The sequence below is a fragment of the Exiguobacterium sp. s194 genome (assembly GCF_018618275.1).
Taxonomy (GTDB): domain Bacteria; phylum Bacillota; class Bacilli; order Exiguobacteriales; family Exiguobacteriaceae; genus Exiguobacterium; species Exiguobacterium chiriqhucha.
Genome location: NZ_JACSLT010000013.1, coordinates 1 through 23030, shown reverse-complemented (window position 1 = coordinate 23030; position 23030 = coordinate 1). Strand labels below are relative to the sequence as shown.

Here is a 23030-nt window from a genome sequence, read left to right as displayed (position 1 = left end):
CCTCCCTTTTCGCCTTATTCCTCTTCCGTAACAGTCGGTTGAACGACTTGTTCTAACGCCGATGTTGCGTTCGGGATGTTGTCGTCATCTTCATCTTTCATTTCAACTTCTTCATCGTCCGCAGACATCATCTTGACTTCCATACCGAGCGCTTGGAGCTCTTTGATCAAGACGCGGAACGACTCAGGAACGCCCGCTTTCGGAACGCTCTCACCTTTCACGATGGCCTCGTATGCTTTCACACGGCCAACCGTGTCATCCGACTTGATTGTAAGGATCTCTTGGAGCGTGTAGGCTGCGCCGTACGCTTCAAGTGCCCATACTTCCATCTCACCGAAACGCTGTCCACCGAACTGTGCTTTACCACCGAGCGGTTGTTGCGTGACGAGCGAGTATGGCCCTGTCGAACGAGCGTGAAGTTTATCATCAACCATGTGCGCGAGTTTGATCATATACATGACACCGACCGAGACGCGGTTATCGAACGGTTCACCAGTACGACCGTCATAGAGACGAGTCTTGGCGTCTTTGTCCATTCCAGCTTCTTCAATCGTTGCCCATACGTCTTCCTCACGTGCACCATCGAATACAGGTGTCGCCACTTTGATGCCGAGCTTTTTAGCCGCCATTCCAAGGTGGAGTTCGAGTACCTGACCGATGTTCATCCGTGATGGTACACCTAGTGGGTTAAGCATGATGTCAATCGGTGTGCCGTCCGGCATGTATGGCATGTCTTCTTCAGGGAGAATGCGCGAGATAACACCTTTGTTACCGTGACGTCCCGCCATCTTATCCCCTTCGTGAATCTTACGTTTTTGAACGATGTAGACACGAACCATTTGGTTCACGCCTGGTGAGAGTTCGTCACCGTTTTCACGATCGAACACTTTGACGTCCAAGATGATGCCGTCGCCGCCGTTTGGTACACGGAGTGACGTATCACGGACTTCACGTGCCTTCTCACCGAAGATTGCGTGCAAGAGACGCTCTTCCGCCGTCAATTCAGTCACACCTTTAGGCGTAACTTTACCGACGAGGATATCGCCATCCTTGACTTCCGCACCGATGCGGATAATCCCACGGTCGTCCAAGTTGCGAAGTGCGTCATCACCGACGTTTGGAATATCACGTGTGATTTCCTCAGGTCCGAGTTTCGTGTCGCGTGACTCTGATTCGTACTCTTCGATATGAATCGACGTGTACACATCATCTTTCACGAGGCGTTCACTCATGATGATCGCATCCTCATAGTTGTAACCGTCCCATGTCATGAAGGCGACGACGACGTTACGACCGAGCGCGAGCTCACCCATATCCATCGACGGTCCGTCAGCAAGGATTTCTCCTTTTTCGACACGGTCACCAGCAGCGATGATCGGCTTCTGGTTGTAGCATGTCCCTTGGTTCGAACGGACATACTTTTGAAGTTTGTAGCGGTCAAGGTCACCTGATACCTCAGAACCGTTCACGTCAGACGTGCGGCGGACTAAGATTTCGCGTGCTGTGACACGCTCGACGACACCTGGGAATTTCGCGATAATCGCGGCCCCAGAGTCTTTCGCTGACACGTACTCCATCCCAGTACCGATAATCGGTGAATCTGGTTGAAGAAGTGGTACAGCTTGACGCTGCATGTTCGCTCCCATGAGGGCACGGTTCGAGTCATCGTTCTCAAGGAACGGGATACATGCTGTTGCGGCAGAAACAACCTGTTTCGGCGAGACGTCCATGTAATCGACTCGGTTCGGCTCAACTGACAAGTTTTGTCCGCGGAAACGGCAAAGGACTTGTTCGTTGGCGAATCCGCCTTCTTCTGTGAGCGGCATGTTCGCCTGAGCGACGACGTAGAGATCTTCTTCATCCGCCGTCATATATTGAATCTCGCTCGTGACGAGACCTGTTTCAGGGTCGACTCGACGGTACGGAGCTTCAATGAAGCCGTACTCGTTTACTTTCGCATAAGACGAAAGCGAGTTGATGAGACCGATGTTTGGTCCCTCCGGCGTTTCGATTGGACACATCCGACCGTAGTGCGAATAGTGAACGTCTCGAACTTCGAAACCGGCACGCTCACGTGTCAAACCACCCGGTCCAAGTGCAGAGAGACGACGCTTGTGCGTGAGCTCTGCGAGCGGGTTTGTTTGGTCCATGAACTGTGACAACTGCGAACTACCGAAGAACTCTTTTAGCGACGCGATAACTGGGCGAATGTTGATTAACGCCTGTGGTGTGATCGCGTTTTGATCTTGAATCGACATCCGTTCTTTAACGACACGTTCCATACGAGAAAGCCCGATCCGGAATTGGTTTTGGAGAAGTTCTCCGACTGAACGAAGACGACGGTTTCCTAAGTGGTCAATGTCATCTGTTGTTCCGACTTCGTGTAATAAGTTAAAGAAGTAGTTGATCGATGCGATGATATCAGCCGGTGTGATGTGTTTCACGCTACGGTCGATATTGCCGTTACCGATAATGTTCAAGATACGCTCTCCATCTGGGTCATCTGGTGAGATTACTTTGATCGATTGAAGACCGAACGGTTCACCTTCAGCGACGCCGCCTGTCGGCTCAGCATCCATATAACCAAGGCCGTTCTCCAAGTGTGGAAGAACGCGGTCAAGGTTGCGACGATCGAGGACAGTTCCAGCTTCGGCGATGACTTCACCTGTTTCTGGGTCAACGAGCGTCTCGGCCAATTTTTGACCGAAGAGACGGTTTTTAAGATGAAGTTTTTTGTTCATCTTATAGCGACCGACGTTTGCAAGGTCGTAACGTTTTGGGTCGAAGAAACGAGAAACGAGAAGTGACTTCGCGTTCTCAACCGTTGGTGGTTCACCAGGGCGGAGACGCTCGTAAATTTCGATTAACGCTTTTTCTGTTGATTCTGTATTATCTTTTTCAAGGGTGTTACGAAGATACTCGTCATCCCCGAGAAGGTCGATAATCTCTTGGTCCGTACCGAAACCGAGGGCACGCAACAACACCGTTACCGGGATTTTGCGGGTACGGTCAATACGAACGTAAACGATATCTTTGGCATCTGTCTCAAGTTCGAGCCATGCACCACGGTTCGGAATAACAGTCGCTCCGAAGCCACGCTTACCGTTTTTATCGAGTTTCGCGTTGTAATAAACGCTTGGTGAACGAACGAGCTGGGAAACGATAACGCGTTCTGCACCGTTAATGATAAACGTTCCCGATTCTGTCATGAGCGGGAAATCCCCCATGAACACTTCTTGTTCTTTGAGCTCACCTGTCTCTTTGTTTTGCAAACGTACTTTTACGCGCAATGGCGCAGAGTAAGTTACGTCTCGCTCCTTCGACTCATCGATCGAATACTTCGGCTCACTGAGCGAATAGTCGATGAACTCGAGCACGAGGTTTCCGGTGAAGTCGGAGATTGGCGAAATGTCCGTAAACATCTCTTTCAATCCTTCACGCAAGAACCACTCGTAAGAAGCAGTTTGAATTTCAATCAAATTCGGAAGCTCTAATACCTCACTGATACGGGCAAAGCTTCTTCTCTGACGGTGACGACCGTACTGAACAAGTTGACCAGTCAACTGATTCACCTCTCAGACCCCCAATTCTCTATCGAATTTTTCGGGCGTAATAATCGAACATTGTCATTGAATGTCGCCTCTTTTCCGCGTCTAAAAAGCGGCAAACGCGGCAGTTCAAAGCGAATTCCATTCCAATGGCATTTTATAATGTTAGCATATACGTTATAGCGAGTCAACAAGACTTCACCGTTTGTCAAGAGCGAATTGCCCGGAAAATGAAATAGCCCTTTTCTTTCGCAACCGTCTCGACTTTACCGAACACATCTTCAAGCAACTTCTTGGCAGAAGGCGCTCCTTGTTTCTTTTGAATAACGACGTAGAGCGCTCCACCTACGACAAGGTGTGTATACGCATCGCGCAAAATCGTGTGGACCACTTGCTTCCCGGCCCGAATCGGCGGATTGGTCACGATTGCGGCGAACTGTTCATCACCGACTCCGTCATAAGCGTGGCTGAGTCGCGTCTCAATCGTCACCCCATTTTGGGCGGCGTTTTGCTCTGACAAGGCAAGCGCTCGCTCGTTCACGTCGACGAGGAGTGCTTCACGCCCAGAGGCGTCGGCAAGCGAGATCCCCATCGGACCGTAGCCGCAGCCCACATCTAAAATGCGTCCTTCAACATCAGGCACTTCAAATGATTCGATTAAGAGACGTGACCCAAAATCGACCGATCCTTTCGAGAACACGCCGCGGTCCGAGGTGAAGCGATATGTCTTCCCTCGCAACTCAAACGTCCATGTCTCAGGGGCACTTTTCGAACTAGGGTCGTTCGTATAGTAATGATCTCCCATGCATTGAACCTCCTAACCCACTCTTCAAGGAAATAAAAGAAGCTCGCCATAGCGAGCTTCTATAGGTTGTAGAAGTAAAAGTTAGATTACTTAACTTCGACAGTTGCGCCAGCTTCTTCAAGCTTAGCTTTGACTGCGTCTGCATCTTCTTTAGAAACGCCTTCTTTGACTGGAGCTGGAGTTCCGTCAACGAGTGCTTTCGCTTCTTTAAGACCGAGGCCTGTAAGTTCACGTACCGCTTTGATGACGTTGATTTTACCAGCGCCAGCGTTTGTGAGGATTACGTCGAATTCAGTTTGCTCTTCAGCTACTGCTGCGCCTGCACCTGCAACTGCTACTGGAGCTGCTGCTGATACGCCGAATTCTTCTTCGATTGTTTTTACGAGTTCGTTAAGTTCGAGAACCGTCATTGATTTGAGGTCTTCGATGAATTGCTCTTTGTTGAAAGCCATTATGGTTTTCCTCCTTTGATGTTGTAAAGATTGGTTTTTGTTACGCTACGAGACAAAAATTAAGCAGTTTGCTCTTCTTTTTGTTCTGCGATTGCGTTTGTTGCGACTGCGAGCCCACGGATTGGAGCTTGAAGTACGCTGAGAAGCATCGAGAGAAGACCTTCGCGTGATGGAAGTTCTGCAAGGGCTTTAACTTCTTCAAGTGAAGAAACTTTGCCTTCGATGATTCCGCCTTTCAATTCGAGCGCTTTGTGCTCTTTCGAGAAGTCGTTCAAGATCTTCGCTGGAGCTACAACGTCTTCGTTCGAGAACGCGATTGCTGTAGGGCCAGTGAAGACTTCGTCAAGACCTTCGAAGTTCGACTGAACTGCTGCGCGGCGAAGAAGACCGTTTTTGTATACTTTGAACTCGATTCCAGCGTCACGGAGTGATTTACGGAGTGTAGTCACTTCTTCAACTGTAAGTCCACGGTAGTCAACAACAATTGTCCCAACGCTTGCTTGCATTTTCTCAGCGATTTCATCGACGAGTGCCGATTTCTGAGATACGATTTTTTCGCTTGCCATGTGTTTGCACCTCCTAGTCAATTCTTATACCGGACGAGAGGCTGCTCTTCAAAAAGAAATCCCTCGTATGAAGACATACGAGGGCGTAATTGTTTGAAAGTAAACCTGTGACAACAGGCTCAAGTTCGAGCAAAGACACCTCGGAAGGGTTTACGGACCGATGTCCACCTTCTGTCTACGGTAATCCAACATATTCGGTTGAACGTGTATTACTTTAACAGCGGTATCACACGTTGTCAACAGTTTATTTCAAGTAGATTACTTGATGAAGTCGGCAGTCGCGACACGGATCCCAGGACCCATTGTCGAAGAAAGCGCGATGTTTTTAAGGTAAGTTCCTTTTGCAGTAGCAGGCTTCACTTTCATGAGCGTCTCGATGATTGTCTCGATGTTCTCAGTAAGTTTAGTTGCTTCAAACGATTTCTTACCAACTGGTACGTGGATGTTACCGGCTTTGTCAACGCGGTACTCTACTTTACCAGCTTTGATGTCCGCGATTGCTTTCGTCACGTCGAACGTAACTGTGCCTGTTTTCGGGTTAGGCATGAGGCCTTTTGGTCCGAGAACGCGACCAAGTTTACCAACTTCGCCCATCATGTCAGGTGTCGCAACGATAACATCGAAGTCGAACCATCCTTGTTGGATTTTAGTGATGAACTCAGAGTCACCGACGTAGTCAGCGCCAGCCGCTTCAGCTTCTTTAACTTTTTCGCCTTTTGCGAAGACGAGAACTTTTTGTGTTTTACCAGTACCGTGTGGAAGTACGACGGCACCGCGAATTTGTTGGTCCGCTTTCTTCGGATCTACGCCGAGACGGACAGCAACTTCGATTGTTTCATCGAATTTAGCAGTAGCTGTTTTTTGAACGAGTTCAACGGCCTCAGTGAGTTCGTATGACTTCATGCGATCAACAAGCTTAGCTGCTTCTTGGTGTTTTTTACCCATGATTCTTTTCCTCCTTGTGGTTAGCGGAATTTCCTCCCACATAATGAAGGGATTGAAGGTGAGCATAATATTCACCGACAATCCCAGAGACTAATAAATTAGTCTTCGATTACAATACCCATACTACGCGCAGTACCTTCAACCATAAGCATCGCTGTTTCAACAGACGACGCGTTAAGGTCAGGCATTTTAAGTTCAGCGATTTCGCGAACTTTATCACGCTTAACCGTTGCTACCTTCTTACGGTTTGGTTCACCAGAACCGCTCTCGATACCAGCAGCTTTCTTCAAAAGAACTGCAGCTGGTGGAGTTTTCGTAATGAATGTAAACGAACGATCTTCGTATACCGTAATGACTACAGGAATAATCAATCCGGCTTGGTCTTGTGTACGAGCGTTGAACTCTTTACAGAATCCCATGATGTTAACACCTGCTTGACCAAGTGCTGGTCCTACTGGTGGTGCTGGGTTAGCTTTACCAGCTGGGATTTGAAGTTTAACGAGTTTAGTAACTTTTTTCGCCACGAGACACACCTCCTTAAGTCTAAAATGTGGTTTCTTGGACGTTGTGCGCCCTCCCACTCAATCTATTAGGTCGAGTTTGTACCGAAATAAAGCACAACATCAAACATTTCCGATTGTACCATCCGTTCCCGAGAATGGCAAGTGGGTTTAGTTAATTTTCTGAACTTGTTCGAAATCAAGTTCAATTTTTGTTTCACGGCCGAACATGTCAACGACAACTTTGAGCTTCTCTTTCTCAGTTTCGATTTCATCAATCGTACCTTCAAAGTTCTCAAATGCGCCTTCTTTGACACGGACGAGGTCGCCGAGTTCGTAGTTGTAACGATCTTTCTTCTCGATGAGACCCATCTGTGACAATACGTTCGTCACTTCGTCCGGTTGAAGCGGGATCGGCTTAGCGCCGCCCCCCGTCGAACCGAGGAAGCCGGTGACGTTCGGTGTGTTCCGAACGACATACCATGAATCATCCGTCATGATCATTTCGACGAAGACGTAACCTGGGAAGCTTTTCACTTCTTTTTCTTTAATCTTCTTCTCGCCACTCTTGAGAGTGACTTCTTCTTGCGTTGTTTCAGTCGGAACGAGGACGCGGAAAATTTTATCTTCCATGTTCATCGAACCGATTCGACGTTCTAGGTTTTCTTTGACGTTGTTTTCAAATCCAGAATACGTCTGGACAACAAACCATTGTTTCTCCACGGCTTTCACCTCTTTCCTTAGTTAATCAATAGGTTGACGAGATAACTGACACCAGTATCTACGCCGAACACGAACAGGCCGACCACGACGACCGTCGCGATGACCGTGATGGTATATTTTGTGAGCTCTTTACGAGTCGGCCAACTCGTTTTCTTTAACTCTTTCCATACATCGCGCAAAAAGTTCATGATAGCTTCCTCCTACGTTGAATGCCAATCTACGTTACTTTGATTCTCGATGTGTCGTATGTGCATTGCAACGACGACAGAACTTTTTCAGTTCGAGCCGCGTCGTCACGTCGTCTTGCTGGACGGTCGAATAACCGTTCGATCCGCAATCCGAACACGCGAGACTTACTTTCTTTGCCATTCATAAGCGCCCCTTTCGACAGCTCTCCCACTAAAAAAGAGCGAAAAAAAAACGCCTCCTGTAAATGGCGTCTACGGACAAGGCGCTGCCTTAAAAGTATCACATAGGAGGCTTGCGGTCAATATCGGTTAGCTCGTCAGCGTTTTGACGTCGACATGCCGCTCAAACTTTTTCTTCACGCGCTGTAGCGCGTTATCAATCGACTTCACGTGACGGTCGAGGTCGTCTGAGATTTCTTGATACGAACGGCCGTCCAAATAAAGACGTAACACTTTTCGTTCCAAGTCACTCAGGAGCTCTTCCATCTTTTCTTCCATGAACAGTTGCTCTTCACGCGTGACGAGCAAATCTTGCGGGTCTGTCGGATGAGGCGGCAAAATCACATCAAGAAGCGTCCGGTCCGACTCGTCGTCAAAAATCGGCTTATCGAGCGAGACGTAAGAGTTGAGCGGAATATGTTTTTGACGCGTCGCCGTTTTAATGGCGGTGATCATTTGACGCGTGATGCACATCTCAGCAAAACTTTTGAACGAAGCGAGCCGTTCGTCCCGATAGTCCCGAACCCCTTTATACAGACCGATCATCCCTTCTTGGACGATATCCTCGTGGTCGGCACCGATTAAAAAATAAGACCGTGCCTTCGCCCGAACGAAATATCGGTAACGTTCAATCAAAAACTCAAGAGCGTCGCTATCCCCTTCGTTACGCGCAAGAAAGACGAGCTCTTCGTCGGACATGTTTTCAAACTGCTCGTATGGCCATCCGTTCATGTTTCCTACCCCCCGGCGATTGATGAACTTATGTAAGTTTGTGCTCTCATTATAGGCGCCGTTTAAAACGACCGTCAAATAAAATTCTAAAAATTCCGTCAATTACAATTCGTGTAACTCATACATGTAATAGTATACAACATTTCTTTCCAAAAAAATGTCAAATTAAAAACAAAGACGAGTCCATTTCATGAACTCGTCCGTGAGTTTCGTCACCGCTTCATTTACGACGACGAATTTCTTCCAATCGGGCCCGCACATCTGGCGTGAGGTCGATTGTTTTTCGGTTGGATCGGTCCTGCTCAAGCGCCGACCGCTCTTGGGCGATTAACTGCTGCGCTTGTTTCCAATCTTTGAGCAGTTCGGCCGCGGGCACGCGAAGGGCGCCTTGACCGAAGATGACCCATTGCTCGGTGAAATCGTTCGTCGCGACGAATAACGTGACGAGACGATCATCGACGAGTTCATGGGCCCGCCGCTCAATCCATTCGTCCGCGGTCTCGTTCTCTTTCGTGTAGATGACCGCGATCCGACTCTGTTTCGCTTTCGACTCTCGTCCATAACGCATATGCGCATCGAAGACAATCGTCACTTCACGACCTGTGACCGCCTGATACTCGGCCATCGCTTCAATCAAGTCGGTACGTGCCTTCTCAAAATCGATGTCGCGCAGTTTGCGAAGGTGTGGCCAAGCGCCAATGATGTTATACCCATCCACGAGGAGCAGTTCCCGTTTCTTGATACTCATGACAATGGGTTACGTGAGCGGTGCACTTCATACAATAGAAGCGCGGCCGCGACCGAGGCGTTCAGCGATGTGACATGACCAACCATCGGCATATGGACGAGGAAGTCACACGACTCCCGCACGAGGCGGCTCATCCCTTTGCCCTCACTACCGATGACAACGACGAGCGGCATGTTCCCATCGAGGCGGCGATAATCTTGGCTCTCGCTCGCGTCCGTCCCGACGACCCATAGTCCTTTCTCTTTCAACTCTTCAAGCGTCCGCGTCAAGTTCGTGACGCGTGCGACCGGGATATACTCAATCGCACCCGTCGAGGCTTTCGCCACCGTCTGCGTCAATCCAACCGAGCGGCGCTTCGGAATGATGATTCCGTGGGCTCCGACCGCATCCGCCGTCCGAAGAATCGAACCGAGGTTGTGCGGGTCTTCGAGCTCATCGAGCAAGATGAAGAGCGGCGTTTCCCCTTTCGACTCAGCGAGTGCGAACATGTCTTCAACCGACTTATATTCGTAAGCGGCGACCGCGGCGACAACGCCTTGGTGATGTTCACTGCCGGCCATCTTCTCGAGTTTCGTCTTCGGGACGAATGAGATTTGGACCGACGCCTCGTTAGCCATCCCGATGATTTGGGCGAGTGGCCCTTTCTGTTGGCCTTCCATGATGAAGACCTTGTTCATGTCACGTCCGCTCCGGAGTGCTTCCATGACCGGGTTGCGCCCGTATAAAAAATCGATTCCTTCTTCCATCACATCGACTTCTTGGTAGTCCGGACGTTCTAGTTTCTGACGTTGCGGACGGTCGTTCCGTTCACCACGTGGGCGGTCATTCCGTTCGCCGCGTGGACGATCGAATGAGCGTTGCTCCCTTGCTCCGTCATGTCGTTTCGAATGACTCGGTTTCGAGCCATGCGAACGCTTGTTCGATGAGTTCTTCAAGACGATCCCTTCTTTCCATTAGATATGTGTAACCAATCAATGCTTCGAATGCGGTCGAGTAGCGATACGTATGAACATCTGTCCGCTTTGGGATTGAACCAGATTTCGCGTTCTTCCCGCGGCGGACAACGGCCGTTTCATCTTCGCTCAAGATGCCTGTCTCGAGCCAGTGGGTCACGACCCCAGCCTGGGCGGCCGCATTTACGTAGCGAATGGCGCCGCGGTGGAGATCGTTCGGCTTCGTCATCCCTTGTCCGAGCAGTCGTTTGCGTACCGCCATCTCATAGACGGCGTCCCCCATATAGGCGAGGGCGAGAGCGTTCAGTTGAGGAGCCTGTTGCTTCATAACCGCTTCCACCGCACCCCTTGGGCCGTATCTTCGAGTTGAATGTTCTGGTCTTTCAGGAGGTCACGAATCTCATCGGCACGCGCGAAGTTTCGCTCCGCCCGGGCCGTGTTCCGCTCTTGAATCAATTGATCGATTTCCGCGTCAAGCAGTTCCACTTCGTTCGCAATCGTTAAACCGAGCACGCCCGTCAACTCTTCGAACAGGGCGATCACGTGTTCCAACGTCGTTTTCGAGACGTGGTCCGCCTTTGCGTAGATATTGGCTTCACGCGCCAAGTCGAATAAGACCGTCACCGCGTTCGCCGTATTGATATCATCATCCATCGCTTCGATGAACGTGGTTTTAATTGTCGCGAGCTTGCGTTCCATCGCTTCACTCGGTTCTTCAAGACCAGCTGTGACCGACAGGCGGTACGCGACGTTTTGGTATGCTTCCTTGATGCGATCCCATCCGTTCGCCGCTTGTTCAATCAACTCACGACTGTAGTTGATCGGATGGCGATAATGGACCGACAACATGAAGAAGCGGAGCACCATCGCATCGACTTCTTTCAACGCCTCATGGACGAGTAGGAAGTTGCCGAGCGATTTGGACATCTTCTCGTTCTCGATATTGATGAATCCGTTATGCAGCCAATAGTTGGCGAACTTCGTATGGTTGCACGCCTCCGATTGGGCAATCTCGTTCTCGTGGTGCGGGAACTTCAAGTCATGGCCCCCGGCGTGAATGTCGATCGTCGTGCCAAGGTGTTTTTTCGCCATCGCTGAACACTCGATGTGCCAGCCTGGACGACCTTGTCCCCATGGACTCTCCCATGCCGGCTCACCTGGTTTCGCGGCTTTCCACAAGACGAAATCGAGCGGGTCTTCTTTCTTTTCCCCGACGTCGACACGTGATCCCGCGCGTAAGTCTTCAATCGACTGCTGGCTCAATTTGCCATACGTCTCAAACTTACGCGTCCGGAAATAGACGTCCCCGCCTGCTTCATACGCAAAGTCCTGCGTCTCGAGTTCGCGGATGAATGTGATAATCTCTTCCATCGTGTCCGTGACACGTGGATGGACGTCCGCCGGCAATACGTTCAAGGCACCCGTATCTGCCAAATACGCGTCGATATACCGATTCGTCAACGTACCGACGTCTTCTCCGAGCTCATTGGCAGTCCGAATGATTTTATCGTCGACATCTGTGAAGTTAAGGACGTATTTGACGTCATAGCCCCGGTACGTCAAGTAGCGGCGGACCGTATCAAAGGCAATCGCTGGACGGGCGTTGCCGACGTGAATGTAATTGTAGACGGTCGGTCCACAAACATACATCGACACTTTCCCGGGTACGATCGGTACGAACGGTTCTTTCTTATTCGTGAGGCTGTTGTAAAACTGAATCATGTGTATTCTCCTCCATCCGTTTCTCTAATGAAGCAAGTTTGTCTTCTAGCTGAGCGACGGCACGTTCCAGCCGCTCTTGGCACTCGCGGTCCGGGTCGGGGAAGCGGTGATCGAGATCATGCTGCTTAACCCGTTCGCCGTTCCGGATGACGACCCGGCCTGGAATCCCGACGACCGTCGAGTCGGATGGGACGTCTTTTAAAACGACAGAACTCGCCCCGATTTTGACGCAATCGCCAATCGTGATATTGCCGAGCACTTTCGCCCCGGCAGAGATGAGGACATCATTCCCGATCGTCGGGTGACGTTTCCCTTTCTCTTTTCCCGTTCCGCCGAGCGTCACGCCCTGATAAATCGTTACATTGTTACCGATAATCGCCGTCTCACCAATGACGATGCCAAACCCGTGATCGATAAAGAGACGTTCACCGATGACCGCACCGGGATGAATCTCAATTCCCGTCAACCAACGGCTCGTCTGCGCGATTAACTTCGCCATTAACTTGACTTTGCGCGTCCATAGACCGTGCGCGATTCGATGTGCCCACAGGGCGTGTAACCCTGGATAGGTCAAGACGACCTCTATTTTTGATCTTGCGGCCGGGTCGAGTTCGAGCACGTTTCGTATATCGGCGCTCACACTTTTCCAAAATCCCATAATTGTTCTCCTTTTCCATATCAAAAACAAAGACGCCCCTGTGCCAAGGCACAGAGACGCCGTAAGCGCGGTTCCACTCTGTTTGGGAAAGTTCCCCTCTCATGTCTCGTTAACGCCGAGTCGCGGTCCCGACTACATATCGCCGGAACGGCTCCGAGGTGCACTTCGACGGGGGACGCTTCTAGAACTTCCAGCCTAGGTTCTAGTCTCTGTTAAGTGTCATACCGCTTACTTTCCTCATCGTTGCCTTTAAGCTAATAATGTTGTGAGACGTGCCAAGACACGCTCTTTGCCAATTAGTGAAATGGCGTTCGGAAGCTCTGGTCCGTGCGTCTGCCCGGTCGTCGCGACCCGGATCGGCATGAACAAGTTCTTTCCTTTTTGGCCAGTCGCCTTTTGTGTCGCTTTCGTCGCTGCTTTGACGGCTTCCGGTGTGAAGTCTTCGATTGCTTCAAGTTGAGCCTTGAATTCGGCGAGGACAGCCGGTACCGTTTCTCCAGCGAGGACCGCATTGGCCTCTTCGTCGTATTCGACCTCGTCTTTAAAGAACAGGTCCGTCAACGTCACGATTTCAGCACCGTGTGTCATTTGTTCTTTATAGAGGGCGATCAACGCTGTCGCCCAATCGGCTTGTTCTATCGACAAGGCGTTCGGTAAACGTCCTGCTTCTTGTAAGAATGGTAAACTGAGTGCCACCACTTCGTCAAGCGAAGCCTGTTTCATATAGACGCTGTTGATCCAAGCAAGCTTCTGTTGGTCAAAGACGGCCGGGCTCTTCGACAAACGACCCGCATCAAACATCTCGATGAACGCTTCTTTCGTGAAGATCTCCTCTTCTCCGACCGGCGACCAACCGAGGAGCGAGATGAAGTTAAAGAGTGCCCCTGGAAGGTATCCGAGATCAGCGTACTGCTCGATAAACTGAATGATCGACTCATCACGCTTCGATAACTTCTTATGGTTCTCGTTATAAATCAATGTCATATGACCAAACGCCGGATAGTCCCAACCGAGTGCGTCATAGACCATCATCTGTTTCGGTGTGTTGGCGATATGATCATCCCCGCGCAAGACGTGGCTGATTTTCATCAAGTGATCGTCGACGACGACAGCGAAGTTGTACGTCGGGATGCCGTCTTGTTTGACGATGACCCAGTCGCCGAAGTCTTTCGACTCGAACGAGACGTCGCCTTTGACGACATCGGTCCACTTGTATGTGACCGACTCTGGTACACGAATCCGAATCGACGGTTTACGTCCTTCGGCTTCGAACGCAGCTTGCTCTTCGTCGCTCAAGTTACGATGTGCACCCGAATACCGCGGTGCCTCGCCGCGTGCGATTTGAGCCTCACGCTCCGCCTCGAGTTCTTCAGACGTCATATAGCATTTATAGGCGAGTCCGTTGTCCATCAACTCGTTCACGTATTTATTGTAAAGGTCGAGTCGTTCCATTTGGAAGTAAGGACCATGATCGCCGCCGCGACCTGGACCTTCATCCCAATCGATTCCGAGCCATTCCAAATACTTCATCTGACTCTCGACACCGTTTTCCACGTTCCGTTTTTGGTCCGTGTCCTCGATTCGGAGAATCATCTTCCCGCCGGCATGGCGAGCATACAAATAGTTAAATAGCGCGGTCCGGGCGTTCCCAATATGAAGGTGACCCGTCGGACTCGGCGCATAGCGTACGCGCACTTCACTCATAATATTTCCACCTTTCTTCTCTTCTGCCCAAATAGTATACCACTTTTGTCAAGTGCGGTTGAGCAGGATGACCGCCTGGGCGGCAATTCCTTCTTCACGTCCGGTGAAGCCTAGCTTTTCAGTCGTCGTCGCTTTGACGTTCACTTGGCTGATGTCCGCTTCGAGCAACTCGGCGATGACCGCTCGCATATCGTCGATGTACGTGCGAAGCTTCGGCCGCTCCGCCATCACTGTCGCATCGACGTTGCCGAGCACATAGCCTTCCGCTTTGACGAGTTGCCAGACGTGCTGCAACAACACTTTCGAGTCCGCGTCCTTAAATTCCGGGTCCGTATCCGGGAAATGCTTGCCGATATCCCCCGCCGCAATCGCTCCGAGCGCTGCATCGGCAATCGTATGCAACAAGACGTCCGCATCCGAGTGGCCAAGCAGGCCGCGGTCGTGTGGAATCTCGATTCCCCCTAAAATGAGCGGACGCCCTTCGGCGAACGCATGTACATCAAATCCTTGTCCGATTCTCATCGATAGTCCTCCTTCGTTAAAATCGCTTCACCAAATAATAAATCTTCCGGGGTCGTCATTTTAATGTTGTGGTAATCCCCCGGGATAATCGTCACCCGTTGCCCGGTCCATTCGAATAGACTGGCATCATCCGTCCCGATAAAACGAGCAGCTTCTGCCCGCTCATGGGCGGCTTGAATGGCGCCTGCCGGAAACGCTTGGGGCGTCTGCGCCAACCATAGTGCCTCACGCGGCACCGTCTGCGTGATGTGTCCGTCCGTCACTTGTTTAACCGTATCTTTGACCGGAACAGCGAGAATCGCCCCTGCCGTCTTGGCCGCTTCGGCGATGGCATGAAGTTGGTCAAGGCGCACAAATGGCCGTGCCCCGTCATGAATCAAGACGACATCTTCGGGATTGACGACTTGCAATCCGGCTCGAACGCTCTGTTGTCGTTCTTCCCCACCCGTCACATATGTAATCGGGGTTTGGACATGACGCAACTGCTGCTCGAACCACGCTTGCTCCTCAGGACGCACCGCGAGCACGATGCGCGCGCACCATGCATCTCTCGCGAACGCTGACACGGTCCAGACGATAATCGGTTTTCCTTGCAGCGTCAGCATCAACTTATTCTCATCGGCTCCCATCCGCTTTCCTTTTCCTGCGGCCGGAATGACAACCGTATAGCGTACCATTCCATTCACCCCTTTTCGCGAAAAAAGAGAGCGCCGATGCGTCTCTTTTTCCACTTATTTATTCAGGACGAGCAAAAATCATGCGGCCAGCCGACGTCTGAAGCACGCTCGTGACGACAACGGGTAACGTCTTCGAGATCAGCTTGCGCCCACCTTCAACGACGACCATCGTGCCATCTTCGAGATAAGCGACACCTTGATTTTGTTCTTTTCCTTCTTTAATGACCGTCACGACCATCTCTTCTCCTGGAATGACGATCTGTTTGACCGAGTTGGCCAAATCGTTAATGTTCAATACTGGGACGTTCCGAACTTCACACACTTTGTTCAAGTTGTAGTCGTTCGTGACGACGATGCCTTTTTTCAATTCGGCCAACTTGATCAATTTGATATCCACTTCGGCGACGTCTTCAAAATCCCCATCATAGATTTCCACTTCGATCCGATCGTTGTCTTGTAACTCTTTTAAAATATCAAGACCGCGACGGCCCCGGTTACGCTTCAGCGTATCCGACGAGTCCGCAATATATTGAAGCTCACCGATGACGAACTGCGGCACGATGAGTGTCCCTTCGATGAAACCGGTCTTCGAGATATCAGCGATTCGACCATCGATGATGACGCTCGTATCCAAAATTTTATCGTTAGAGCGGCGCAATGGTTCCGCGGCCGGCTTCTCTCGTTCACTTTTGACGAACAGTTTAATCCATTCATTCCGCTTCCGGTAACCGACGGCAAAGCCGAAGTAACCGAACAGAGCGGTCACAAAAATCGGCACAATCTTGCTGAGCAAGAAGATATTCGTCACTTCTAACGAGACGCTGATCAAAAAGGCGATCAACAAACCAATAATCAATCCGATCGAGCCAAACAAAATATCGCCGACCGGCAAACGGACAAGCCGTTCTTCGATAAAACGGATAAATTTAACGACCCCATCGGTCAAGAATAAACTAAGAATGAAGAAGATAAGTCCACCAATCAAACTAGCAACGTAAGGAATCGTCAACCAAGCCGGTACACTCACACCAAGGTCGCCTAATAGCAACATCGCTTCGATAATTCCAAACCAACCGACGACGAGTCCGATCAATATAAATCCGATTCGTACAGCAATCTTCACTCATTCCACCTCCTTCATTATGAATTAAAATTTCAAGAAATTAACACTTTCATTGTAACACGGTTCTTTTGAAAGCGTTCGTTACAAAGCGTTAAAAACTGCCGGAAGCGCCCCGTCAGAACGGGATAGCGAGTTGGAGCGCTTCATCGACAGTACTGACACCGACGACATCGATACCAGGCGGGGCCGTCCAGCCCCCGAGGTTGTTTTTCGGAATGATGGCCCGGGTGAAACCAAGCTTGGCCGCTTCAGCGACACGTTGCTCAATCCGTGACACACGCCGTACCTCACCGGTCAAACCGACTTCACCGATACATACATCCGTCGGACGGGTCGGACGGTCCCGGAAGCTTGATGCGATCGAAATACAGATGGCCAAGTCGATGGCTGGTTCGTCCAATTTAACGCCCCCGGCCGCCTTCAAATAAGCGTCTTGCGTTTGGAGCAAGAGACCCGAACGCTTCTCGAGCACAGCCATGAGAAGTGCGACCCGGTTCTGGTCAATCCCGGTCGCCATCCGGCGCGGATTCCCGAACGAGGTCGGCGAGATGAGCGCCTGTAACTCGACGAGCACGGTCCGCGTCCCTTCCATCGATGCGACGACGGTGGAGCCCGAGACGCCAGCAGTTCGTTCTTCCAGGAAGATTTCAGACGGATTGAGCACTTCTTCGAGCCCGCCTTCTTTCATTTCAAAGATGCCAATCTCGTTCGTCGAACCGAACCGATTTTTGACGGCCCGTAAAATTCGGAATGTATGGTGACGCTCCCCTTCGAAGTAAAGGACCGCATCCACCATATGCTCGAGCAGACGAGGACCGGCAATCGAACCTTGTTTCGTCACGTGACCGACGATAAAGACGGCCACTCCTCGCGTTTTAGCGATTTTCATGAGCGCTGCCGTACATTCCCGGACTTGGGCGACACTACCTGGCGCCGATTGGATTTCATCCATATAAACGGTTTGAATCGAGTCGATGATGACGAACCCCGGTTCTTCTTCATCGATGACTCGTTCAATCATCAACATGTCCGTCTCTGCGAGGACATATAAGTCTTCAGTCGGCAGACCGAGCCGTTCGGCTCGGAGTTTCGTCTGTTTGAGCGATTCTTCCCCGGAAATATAGAGCACTTTCCGTCCACTATGAGCCAAATGGGCACTCACTTGGAGGAGAATCGTCGACTTCCCGATTCCCGGGTCCCCACCGACGAGGACGAGCGAGCCTGGGACAATCCCGCCCCCAAGCACCCGGTCAAACTCTTGACTGTTCGTATGGACGCGCGTCTCTTCTTGCGACACGACGTCCGACAGACGTTCTGGCTTCAACTGTCTCGAGGAGCTATGGACGAATGCGGCTCCCCGCTTCGCCTTTTTCTCTTCGACAAATTCTTCGACGAGCGTATTCCACTCGTTACAACCTGGGCAACGTCCCATCCATTTTGCGGATTCGTATCCGCATGACTGACATACGTACTTCGTTTTAATTTTTGCCATGATGTTCCTTTCCGTCTAAAAAAGCCCCCTCACACGAGAGAGGGAGCCTTGTAGTTACTGAACGACACCTTCATTACGGACGACGAATTCGCCATCTTGTACATCGAGCGCCACTTTGCTGCCTTTTGTGATGCTGCCACTGAGCATCGCTTCTGAGAGTCGGTCCTCAACCTCACGCTGGAGCGCACGGCGGAGTGGACGAGCCCCGTATTCCGGATCGTACCCGACTTCGGCGATTTTCTCGAGCGCCGATTCCGTCAAGCTGAAATCAATCCCTTGTTCCCCGAGACGTTTTGTAAGTGTCTCGGCCATAAGTTTGACGATTTCTTGGATGTGTTCTTTTTGGAGCGAGTGGAAGACGGTGATTTCGTCAATCCGGTTCAAGAACTCAGGACGGAACGCCTTCTTCAACTCTTCCATAACTTTATCTTTCATTTCCGTATATTCACGCTTCACGTCATCTTCAACCGTGAACCCGACGTACTTGTTCCGTTTGAGCGCTGCCGCACCGACGTTTGACGTCATGATGATGACCGTGTTCCGGAAGTCGACCGTACGCCCTTTCGAGTCGGTCAAGCGACCGTCATCGAGCACTTGGAGCAAGATGTTGAACACTTCAGGGTGAGCCTTTTCAATCTCATCAAGCAAGATGACCGAATATGGCTTGCGGCGAACTTTCTCTGTCAATTGACCGCCCTCTTCATAACCGACGTAACCTGGAGGCGATCCAACGAGACGACTCGTCGCGTGTTTCTCCATGTACTCCGACATGTCGATTCGGATGATGGCGTCTTCGTCACCGAACAACGCTTCAGCTACAGCGCGAGCCAGCTCGGTTTTCCCGACACCAGTTGGTCCGAGGAAGACGAACGAACCAATCGGACGTTTCGGATCTTTCAATCCAGCACGTGCTCGGCGAATCGCCCGCGAAATCGATTTAACGGCTTCATCTTGACCGATGACTCGGCCGTGGAGAATTGATTCGAGTTTGAGGAGACGGTCTGTCTCTTCTTCAGCAATCTTCGTCACAGGTACTCCTGTCCAGTTGGCGACGACTTGCGCGATGTCTTCTTTCGTTACTTCGAGTTTTTCGTTCCCTTGCTTATTCTGCCATTCCGATTTGAGCTGTTCGAGTTCATCTCGAAGTTTCTGTTCGGTATCGCGTAGTGAGGCAGCCTTCTCGAACTCTTGACTCTGTACAGCCGAATCTTTTTCTTTGCGAATCGACTCAAGACGAGCCTCGAGTTCTTTCAAGTTCGGCGGTGCCGTGAATGAGCGAAGTCTTACTTTCGAAGCAGCCTCATCGACGAGGTCGATCGCTTTATCTGGAAGGAAGCGGTCCGAGATGTAGCGGTCCGAGAGAACAACGGCCTCATGAATCGCTTCATCTGTGATTGTGACGCGATGGTGCGCTTCGTAACGGTCACGTAACCCGAAGAGAATTTGTTCTGCCTCATCCGTCGTCGGTTCATTGACTTGAATTGGTTGGAAGCGACGTTCGAGCGCGGCATCCTTCTCGATATATTTACGATACTCATCGAGTGTCGTCGCACCGATACATTGAAGTTCGCCACGTGCGAGTGACGGTTTCAAAATATTCGATGCATCGATGGCGCCTTCTGCACCCCCAGCACCAATTAACGTATGCAACTCGTCAATGAAAAGAATGACGTTCCCAGCTTGGCGAATCTCATCCATCACTTTTTTCAAACGATCTTCAAATTCACCGCGGTACTTCGTTCCAGCGACGAGTGTACCCATATCGAGCACCATGACGCGTTTATTCCGAAGTGTTTCCGGTACTTCATTGTTGATGATCTGTTGGGCGAGCCCTTCGACGACTGCCGTCTTCCCGACCCCTGGTTCCCCGATGAGGACCGGGTTGTTTTTCGTCCGGCGTGATAACACTTCGATGACACGTTGAATTTCGCCTGAGCGACCGATGACCGGATCAAGACGGGATTCTCGCGCTTGCTGTGTCAAATCACGAGCTAAGCCGTCAAGCGTCGGTGTAGCAGCACTTGTACCTGGTTGTGATGCATTAGCTGACGACTCAGTGTTTCCTAAGAGCTGGAGCACTTGCTGACGCGCCTTCGTCAAGCTAATCCCAAGGTTGTTCAAGACTCGAGCTGCTACCCCTTCTCCTTCGCGAATGACGCCGAGGAGAATGTGTTCAGTCCCGACATAAGAGTGACCAAGTTTCCGTGCTTCATCCATCGATAGCTCAATCACTTTTTTCGCACGTGGCGTATAGTGAATCGTCGATCCGTTTTCTGAACCTCGTCCGATGAGTGCCTCCACTTCTTGCTGAATCTTTTCAGACGTAAGTCCGAGAGCGAACAGTGCCTTAGCGGCAATCCCTTCTCCCTCGCGAACAAGTCCGAGTAAAATGTGCTCCGTACCGATATTATGATGGCCAAGCCGTACTGCTTCCTCTTGTGCTAAAGCTAATACGCGCTGAGCTCGTTCTGTAAATCGACCAAACATCATTGACAAAACCTCCTTAAAGTTGGATCAAACTAACCCATGATCTAACGTTCGACGAACGAGCGTCGCACGTTCGCGATCTCGTTCTTTCGTAGATAATGTTTTCCCGAAATGCTTTTGTAGGAAACCTGATTGAAGCTTTACAATCAATTCGTGAAACTGAGGTGGACTCCAATCCGATAAAATACCCAGGTCACTCGCCAAGTGAAGATCGGATAGGCGTTCGACAGCTTCTGTTGACGATAGCAGTTTTGCATAACGTAAAATCCCATACGAGCGATAAAACTGATCTTCTAACTCGTCCTGGTTGCGAGCCAATAACTCTTCGCGGGCTTGTCGCTCTGCCTGAATGACTTGTTCCGTAATCTCCATGAAGTCGGTTAACAGTTGGGTTTCATGGCTCCCTAACGTGCGTTGGTTCGATAATTGGAACAGTCGCCCCGCCGCATCACTGCCTTCCCCGTAACGTCCCCGAATCGTATATCCGAGCTTCCGAAGTTCTTTTAGAATAGGAGTTATCCGTCCGGTCAACGTCAGTCCTGGTAGATGAAGCATCACCGAGGCTCGTAGACCCGTCCCGATATTACTCGGACATGTTGTCAAATAACCTAGCTGTTCATCAAATGCGTAAGGAAGGGACTCCCCACAGAGAGCATCGACACGTCTTGCCAGTTCGAAAGCCTCTTCTACTTGATAACCTGGGAGTAGAGTTTGAATTCGTAAATGGTCTTCTTCATTGATGAGTACGCTGATCGTCTCATCATCACTTAAAAAGACGGCACTTTGTTCTTTCGCGGCAATCGTAGGGCTAATCAAATGCTTTTCAACGAGCGCTTGTCGGGTCACCTGATCATAAGCACCCATATGCAAATACTCAAAACCTTGCAATCCTCCAAGTGACGCTTCAATCCGTTCACAAAGTTGTTGCTGTCCTTCCTCCGATAATACAGGAGAAAAGACGGTGTCTTTTAAATTGCGCGCTAGACGAATGCGAGTCGAGATGACCAAATCATCTAACTTGGCTCGCTCTCTCATTTTAGGACCAAGTGGATGTTTAAGATAAGACTCCATCACGCCTCACCTCGCCCTTTCAATTGATTGATCTCTTTTTTCAGCCTGGCTGCGCGTTCATAATCTTCTTGTTCGACGGCTCGTTCCAACTCCCCTGCTAACTTTGCAAGTCGCTCTTCGATTCGCTCGTCGGGAGTCCGTAACGCATCTGGCATCGAACCTACATGTTCATCATGGCCTTGTTGATACTGACGTGTGATTTTAATCAATTCTTCGCGAAAGACGGTATAACAAGTGGTACAGCCCGCTTTTCGAAGATGAGCTAATTCAGTTTGTGTCAATTGACAGCCCGGGCACCGTTTCACAGCTGGTACGTAACCTGCCATCAGTTCAACTGTACATTGACGACATAGTCGTCTCGTCACCGGTATCCCGTTCTCGACTACTTGGATCTCATTGATGGCAGGTCGCCGTTTGCATCGTTCGCATAACATCTCTTTATGCCTCCGTCGGTCAATGGTAACTAAGTAACTTCATTAATGCGAGTAACTGTTGTCTTCGAATCAAGTGACGATCGTCAGCGTGTAACCCAAGCGCTTCATCAGACAATAAATGATACAACAAGCGCACTTCCCGCTCACTCAACATCCCTTCTTCAAATAAGCGAATCAAGATGTTCTCGACAAGCTGTTCGGAAAGACGAGGATGGTCTTGTAAAATATCCATCAAGCTGACCAACACGTCTTGCTTTTCATGTAAAATTACGCGGCGAATGCGAATATATCCCCCGCCCCCACGCTTACTTTCGACAAGATAGCCCTTCTCGACCGTAAAGCGCGTATTAATGACGTAGTTGATTTGAGACGGAACACATTCGAAACGCTTGGCAATATCTTGCCGTTTAATCTCGATTGCTTCGGCCTGGCTCTCCTTCAGCACTTGTTTTAAATACTGTTCGATTACATCCGATATGTTTCTCATCTCCACCACCCTCTGACCATCTTTGACTTTTGACTATATTCTATCATTGATTCAAAAAAAGGCAAACGAAAAGCGATGTCGCAACTGCGACACCGCTTTAAACAGAAAAAAGACGACCGAGCGGATGCTCGATCGTCTTTCGCGTTGGCCTGGCAGCGTCCTATCCTCACAGGGGGAGACCCCCAACTACTTTCGGCGCTGAAGCGCTTAACTTCCGTGTTCGGCATGGGAACGGGTGTGGCCGCTTCGCTATCGCCACCAGACATAGAGAGAT

The 23030-nt window shown here is 50.4% G+C and carries 24 protein-coding genes, 1 rRNA gene and 2 other annotated features; all 25 genes read right to left on the bottom strand.

Going from position 1 to position 23030, the window contains the following annotated elements:
* Positions 1 to 14: 14 nt before the first annotated feature.
* Positions 15 to 3563, bottom strand: coding sequence for a DNA-directed RNA polymerase subunit beta (rpoB, locus tag KNP85_RS14440; protein ID WP_058765118.1), 3549 nt, complete (start codon positions 3561 to 3563; stop codon positions 15 to 17).
* Between the two features lie 193 nt (positions 3564 to 3756).
* Complete coding sequence (locus KNP85_RS14435; RefSeq protein ID WP_214803773.1) at positions 3757 to 4353, bottom strand: class I SAM-dependent methyltransferase; 597 nt, start codon at positions 4351 to 4353, stop codon at positions 3757 to 3759.
* 86 nt (positions 4354 to 4439) lie between these two features.
* A complete protein-coding gene (gene rplL / locus KNP85_RS14430; RefSeq protein ID WP_021066596.1) occupies positions 4440 to 4805 on the bottom strand; it encodes a 50S ribosomal protein L7/L12 in 366 nt (121 codons plus the stop codon).
* Positions 4806 to 4864: 59 nt separating this feature from the next.
* Positions 4865 to 5371 carry a 50S ribosomal protein L10 gene (rplJ, locus tag KNP85_RS14425; RefSeq protein ID WP_021066595.1) on the bottom strand — a complete coding sequence of 169 codons (507 nt, stop codon included), beginning with the start codon at positions 5369 to 5371 and terminating at the stop codon, positions 4865 to 4867.
* Between the two features lie 45 nt (positions 5372 to 5416).
* Positions 5417 to 5570: a sequence feature (ribosomal protein L10 leader region), on the bottom strand.
* 59 nt (positions 5571 to 5629) lie between these two features.
* On the bottom strand, positions 5630 to 6316 hold the full coding sequence (rplA, locus tag KNP85_RS14420) for a 50S ribosomal protein L1 (protein ID WP_021066594.1): 687 nt from the start codon (positions 6314 to 6316) through the stop codon (positions 5630 to 5632).
* A 98-nt stretch (positions 6317 to 6414) separates the two neighbouring features.
* A complete protein-coding gene (gene rplK / locus KNP85_RS14415) occupies positions 6415 to 6840 on the bottom strand; it encodes a 50S ribosomal protein L11 (RefSeq protein ID WP_021066593.1) in 426 nt (141 codons plus the stop codon).
* 147 nt (positions 6841 to 6987) lie between these two features.
* Positions 6988 to 7539, bottom strand: coding sequence for a transcription termination/antitermination protein NusG (gene nusG / locus KNP85_RS14410; RefSeq protein ID WP_021066592.1), 552 nt, complete (start codon positions 7537 to 7539; stop codon positions 6988 to 6990).
* Positions 7540 to 7556: 17 nt separating this feature from the next.
* Entirely contained in the window at positions 7557 to 7727 is a 171-nt protein-coding gene (gene secE / locus KNP85_RS14405; protein ID WP_021066591.1) for a preprotein translocase subunit SecE, read from the bottom strand.
* A 34-nt stretch (positions 7728 to 7761) separates the two neighbouring features.
* The gene (rpmG, locus tag KNP85_RS14400) at positions 7762 to 7908 is read right to left on the bottom strand and encodes a 50S ribosomal protein L33 (RefSeq protein ID WP_214803771.1); all 147 of its coding nucleotides are present in this window, start codon (positions 7906 to 7908) and stop codon (positions 7762 to 7764) included.
* Positions 7909 to 8036: 128 nt separating this feature from the next.
* Complete coding sequence (gene sigH / locus KNP85_RS14395; RefSeq protein ID WP_021066589.1) at positions 8037 to 8678, bottom strand: RNA polymerase sporulation sigma factor SigH; 642 nt, start codon at positions 8676 to 8678, stop codon at positions 8037 to 8039.
* Positions 8679 to 8898: 220 nt separating this feature from the next.
* Positions 8899 to 9426: an NYN domain-containing protein gene (locus KNP85_RS14390; RefSeq protein WP_029594425.1), complete on the bottom strand. Its 528-nt coding sequence runs from the start codon at positions 9424 to 9426 to the stop codon at positions 8899 to 8901.
* Positions 9423 to 10172 (bottom strand): 23S rRNA (guanosine(2251)-2'-O)-methyltransferase RlmB, encoded by a 750-nt coding sequence (gene rlmB, locus KNP85_RS14385; protein WP_029594424.1) that lies wholly within the window; start codon positions 10170 to 10172, stop codon positions 9423 to 9425. Before rlmB ends, KNP85_RS14390 begins: the two co-directional genes overlap by 4 nt.
* Before the next feature lie 127 nt (positions 10173 to 10299).
* Positions 10300 to 10707, bottom strand: a complete 408-nt coding sequence (locus KNP85_RS14380) for a Mini-ribonuclease 3 (protein ID WP_021066586.1) — start codon at positions 10705 to 10707, stop codon at positions 10300 to 10302.
* Positions 10704 to 12101, bottom strand: a complete 1398-nt coding sequence (gene cysS / locus KNP85_RS14375; RefSeq protein ID WP_021066585.1) for a cysteine--tRNA ligase — start codon at positions 12099 to 12101, stop codon at positions 10704 to 10706. Before cysS ends, KNP85_RS14380 begins: the two co-directional genes overlap by 4 nt.
* Entirely contained in the window at positions 12070 to 12759 is a 690-nt protein-coding gene (gene cysE, locus KNP85_RS14370) for a serine O-acetyltransferase (RefSeq protein WP_021066584.1), read from the bottom strand. Before cysE ends, cysS begins: the two co-directional genes overlap by 32 nt.
* A gap of 49 nt (positions 12760 to 12808) precedes the next feature.
* Positions 12809 to 13012 (bottom strand) — a binding site (T-box leader).
* The gene (gene gltX / locus KNP85_RS14365) at positions 13009 to 14466 is read right to left on the bottom strand and encodes a glutamate--tRNA ligase (protein ID WP_214803779.1); all 1458 of its coding nucleotides are present in this window, start codon (positions 14464 to 14466) and stop codon (positions 13009 to 13011) included. It overlaps the preceding feature by 4 nt.
* Before the next feature lie 45 nt (positions 14467 to 14511).
* Positions 14512 to 14985 (bottom strand): 2-C-methyl-D-erythritol 2,4-cyclodiphosphate synthase, encoded by a 474-nt coding sequence (ispF, locus tag KNP85_RS14360; RefSeq protein ID WP_214803769.1) that lies wholly within the window; start codon positions 14983 to 14985, stop codon positions 14512 to 14514.
* The gene (gene ispD, locus KNP85_RS14355) at positions 14982 to 15662 is read right to left on the bottom strand and encodes a 2-C-methyl-D-erythritol 4-phosphate cytidylyltransferase (protein WP_058765117.1); all 681 of its coding nucleotides are present in this window, start codon (positions 15660 to 15662) and stop codon (positions 14982 to 14984) included. Before ispD ends, ispF begins: the two co-directional genes overlap by 4 nt.
* Positions 15663 to 15720: 58 nt before the next feature.
* A complete protein-coding gene (locus KNP85_RS14350) occupies positions 15721 to 16785 on the bottom strand; it encodes a PIN/TRAM domain-containing protein (RefSeq protein WP_021066580.1) in 1065 nt (354 codons plus the stop codon).
* 115 nt (positions 16786 to 16900) lie between these two features.
* Positions 16901 to 18277 (bottom strand): DNA repair protein RadA, encoded by a 1377-nt coding sequence (gene radA / locus KNP85_RS14345; protein WP_021066579.1) that lies wholly within the window; start codon positions 18275 to 18277, stop codon positions 16901 to 16903.
* Positions 18278 to 18331: 54 nt separating this feature from the next.
* Positions 18332 to 20767, bottom strand: a complete 2436-nt coding sequence (gene clpC / locus KNP85_RS14340; RefSeq protein ID WP_029594418.1) for an ATP-dependent protease ATP-binding subunit ClpC — start codon at positions 20765 to 20767, stop codon at positions 18332 to 18334.
* A 24-nt stretch (positions 20768 to 20791) separates the two neighbouring features.
* Positions 20792 to 21835 carry a protein arginine kinase gene (locus KNP85_RS14335; protein WP_021066577.1) on the bottom strand — a complete coding sequence of 348 codons (1044 nt, stop codon included), beginning with the start codon at positions 21833 to 21835 and terminating at the stop codon, positions 20792 to 20794.
* Positions 21835 to 22269: a UvrB/UvrC motif-containing protein gene (locus tag KNP85_RS14330; RefSeq protein WP_029594416.1), complete on the bottom strand. Its 435-nt coding sequence runs from the start codon at positions 22267 to 22269 to the stop codon at positions 21835 to 21837. The genes KNP85_RS14335 and KNP85_RS14330 overlap by 1 nt, the downstream gene beginning before the upstream one ends.
* Before the next feature lie 19 nt (positions 22270 to 22288).
* Positions 22289 to 22756 (bottom strand): CtsR family transcriptional regulator, encoded by a 468-nt coding sequence (locus KNP85_RS14325; protein WP_021066575.1) that lies wholly within the window; start codon positions 22754 to 22756, stop codon positions 22289 to 22291.
* 147 nt (positions 22757 to 22903) lie between these two features.
* A 5S ribosomal RNA gene (rrf, locus tag KNP85_RS14320) occupies positions 22904 to 23019 on the bottom strand.
* Between the last annotated feature and the right edge of the window lie 11 nt (positions 23020 to 23030).

Coding starts and splice junctions, on each gene's coding strand:
- KNP85_RS14435 (WP_214803773.1), bottom strand. CDS start 4,353: ATGGGAGATCATTACTATACGAACGACCCTAGTTCGAAAAGTGCCCCT.
- rplL (WP_021066596.1), bottom strand. CDS start 4,805: ATGGCTTTCAACAAAGAGCAATTCATCGAAGACCTCAAATCAATGACG.
- rplJ (WP_021066595.1), bottom strand. CDS start 5,371: ATGGCAAGCGAAAAAATCGTATCTCAGAAATCGGCACTCGTCGATGAA.
- rplA (WP_021066594.1), bottom strand. CDS start 6,316: ATGGGTAAAAAACACCAAGAAGCAGCTAAGCTTGTTGATCGCATGAAG.
- secE (WP_021066591.1), bottom strand. CDS start 7,727: ATGAACTTTTTGCGCGATGTATGGAAAGAGTTAAAGAAAACGAGTTGG.
- rpmG (WP_214803771.1), bottom strand. CDS start 7,908: ATGGCAAAGAAAGTAAGTCTCGCGTGTTCGGATTGCGGATCGAACGGT.
- sigH (WP_021066589.1), bottom strand. CDS start 8,678: ATGAACGGATGGCCATACGAGCAGTTTGAAAACATGTCCGACGAAGAG.
- KNP85_RS14390 (WP_029594425.1), bottom strand. CDS start 9,426: ATGAGTATCAAGAAACGGGAACTGCTCCTCGTGGATGGGTATAACATC.
- rlmB (WP_029594424.1), bottom strand. CDS start 10,172: ATGGAAGAAGGAATCGATTTTTTATACGGGCGCAACCCGGTCATGGAA.
- KNP85_RS14380 (WP_021066586.1), bottom strand. CDS start 10,707: ATGAAGCAACAGGCTCCTCAACTGAACGCTCTCGCCCTCGCCTATATG.
- cysS (WP_021066585.1), bottom strand. CDS start 12,101: ATGATTCAGTTTTACAACAGCCTCACGAATAAGAAAGAACCGTTCGTA.
- cysE (WP_021066584.1), bottom strand. CDS start 12,759: ATGGGATTTTGGAAAAGTGTGAGCGCCGATATACGAAACGTGCTCGAA.
- ispF (WP_214803769.1), bottom strand. CDS start 14,985: ATGAGAATCGGACAAGGATTTGATGTACATGCGTTCGCCGAAGGGCGT.
- ispD (WP_058765117.1), bottom strand. CDS start 15,662: ATGGTACGCTATACGGTTGTCATTCCGGCCGCAGGAAAAGGAAAGCGG.
- radA (WP_021066579.1), bottom strand. CDS start 18,277: ATGGCAAAAATTAAAACGAAGTACGTATGTCAGTCATGCGGATACGAA.
- clpC (WP_029594418.1), bottom strand. CDS start 20,767: ATGATGTTTGGTCGATTTACAGAACGAGCTCAGCGCGTATTAGCTTTA.
- KNP85_RS14335 (WP_021066577.1), bottom strand. CDS start 21,835: ATGGAGTCTTATCTTAAACATCCACTTGGTCCTAAAATGAGAGAGCGA.
- KNP85_RS14330 (WP_029594416.1), bottom strand. CDS start 22,269: ATGTTATGCGAACGATGCAAACGGCGACCTGCCATCAATGAGATCCAA.
- KNP85_RS14325 (WP_021066575.1), bottom strand. CDS start 22,756: ATGAGAAACATATCGGATGTAATCGAACAGTATTTAAAACAAGTGCTG.